Genomic DNA, 2,066 nt, shown 5'->3' with positions numbered 1-2,066 from the left:
GATCGTCAGAGGCGTTGCCGCACTTAATATATACAGACCTGTATGTATAAAATGATGATGAGGTGAGATGAAAATGAGCGTTAAACACAGGTATGCAGAGGTTGATGGTATCCATATTTTTTATCGGGAGGCTGGAAAGGAAGAACATCCGACGATTCTGCTGCTTCACGGCTTTCCTTCCTCGTCCCACATGTACCGTAACTTGATTGGGCGGCTCGCGGATCAATACCACATCATCGCACCCGACTATCCCGGCTTTGGCAACAGCGATCAGCCGTCCATGTCCGAGTTTGAATACAGCTTTGATAATATCGCAAAATTGATGAATTCCTTTGTGGAACAGCTAAACTTAAAAAAATACAGCATCTATGTCCACGACTACGGCGCGCCCGTCGGCTTCCGATTGGCGGTAATGCATCCGGAACGGATTCAAGCGATCATCTCGCAAAATGGCAACGCCTATGAAGAAGGGCTATTGTCCGCGTGGGACCCGATCCGGGCCTATTGGCAGAATCCCGCCGATGAGACGAATCGAAACAACATCCTCGGCTTGCTGACGCCTGAAATCACGAAGTATCAATATGTGAACGGCACCCGCAACCCAGAGACGATCAGCCCGGATACATGGAATGTAGATCAATTCGTACTGGATCGCCCCGGCAATAGCGACATCCAACTGGCGCTCTTCTATGATTACCAGAACAATTTGAAGCAGTATCCGAGCTGGCATGAATTTTTCCGTACCTATCAACCGCCGGCGCTGGTGGCCTGGGGAAAAAATGATATTTTCTTCGGTCCGGACGGCGCGCTCGCTTACCAACAGGACTTGGACGATGTTGAAGTTCATCTGCTTAATACCGGGCACTTTCCGCTCGAAGAGGATTTGGATGTCAGCGTCAGCTTGATCAAAGATTTTTTGGCAGAAAGATTGATGAATAACTAGAGGGGGACTAACCAATGAGTGTTCAAGGAAAAGCAGCAGGAAAAGCAGTAGTGATTACAGGCGGCAGCAGCGGGATCGGGAAAGAAACGGCCATAGAATTCGTGAAACAGGGAGCGAACGTCGTCATCAATGGCCGCCGCGAACAGGCGCTGGCTGAGGCTGCGAGGGAAATCGACCCTACCGGAGAACATGTGCACAGCGTAGCCGGCGATATTGCGGACCCTGAAACGGCCGGGCGCGTGATTGCCGAAGGGTTGGCACGCTTTGGGCGTATCGACACGCTGATCAACAATGCCGGGGTCTTTGTGGCCAAGCCGTTCACGGAATACTCCGAAGCGGATTTTGCCTCGGTTATGTCAATCAATGTCGCGGGCTTCTTTCATGTCACTCAGAGTGCGGTAACCGAGATGCTAAAGCAGGGCTTGGGCCACATCGTTAACATTACGACAAGCTTGGTTGACCAGCCGATCGCCGGGGTGCCGGCCGTGCTCGCCTCCTTGACCAAAGGCGGTCTGCTGAACTCCGCGACCAAAGAGCTGGCGATCGAGTACGCGGCTAATGGCATTCGCGTAAATGCGGTCTCGCCGGGGGTCATCAAAACGCCGATGCATCCGGTCGAGGCTCATGATTTTCTGAATAAGCTGCATCCAGTGGGCCGTATGGGCGAGGTTCAAGAGATCGTCGAAGCGATCCTGTACCTGGAATCGGCCAGCTTCGTGACCGGAGAGATTCTACATGTCGATGGCGGCCAAAACGCCGGCCACTGGTGAAAATCTGAAACTAAGAGGAGAATGACCATGCCTATCGTGACCATCCAAGTGACCCGTGAGGGCACCGCGCCGGACCGGCAGTCGGTTACAGCCGAAGAGAAGGCCGCGCTCATCAAGGGCGCCAGCGAGCTTTTGCTTAATGTCCTAAATAAGCCGCTTGACTCCACTTACGTCATTATCGAAGAGGTCGAGCCGGAGAATTGGGGATGGGGCGGGCTGCCCGCCCTGGAATACCGGCGGCAGCGCGCCGCCAAGACAACTTAACTTTAGACAATCCTATCTAACGGGCTGCAGTCTCGCAGGCAATTGGCGGGCTAGCCATCCCGATAATATAAAAACAAACCCAGTGCCGC

General features: G+C 53.2%; 3 protein-coding genes. All 3 read left to right on the top strand.

The features are described 5' to 3' along the window. The first annotated feature begins 73 nt into the window (after positions 1 to 73). The 3 genes from CJP72_RS24885 to CJP72_RS24875 are packed head-to-tail and all read left to right on the top strand — an operon-like array spanning position 74 to position 1,977. Positions 74 to 943, top strand: coding sequence for an alpha/beta fold hydrolase (locus tag CJP72_RS24885; RefSeq protein ID WP_025697472.1), 870 nt, complete (start codon positions 74 to 76; stop codon positions 941 to 943). Between the two features lie 14 nt (positions 944 to 957). Beyond that, entirely contained in the window at positions 958 to 1,713 is a 756-nt protein-coding gene (locus CJP72_RS24880) for an SDR family NAD(P)-dependent oxidoreductase (protein WP_162383897.1), read from the top strand. Positions 1,714 to 1,740: 27 nt separating this feature from the next. Continuing rightward, positions 1,741 to 1,977: a tautomerase family protein gene (locus CJP72_RS24875; RefSeq protein WP_025697470.1), complete on the top strand. Its 237-nt coding sequence runs from the start codon at positions 1,741 to 1,743 to the stop codon at positions 1,975 to 1,977. The last annotated feature ends 89 nt before the right edge of the window (positions 1,978 to 2,066 follow it).

Origin of the sequence: Citrobacter sp. NCU1 (genome assembly GCF_010231475.1) — a bacterium.
Lineage (GTDB): Bacteria > Pseudomonadota > Gammaproteobacteria > Enterobacterales > Enterobacteriaceae > Citrobacter_D.
Note: the sequence above shows the minus strand (reverse complement) of the source record. Positions and strands in the feature narration are given on the sequence as shown.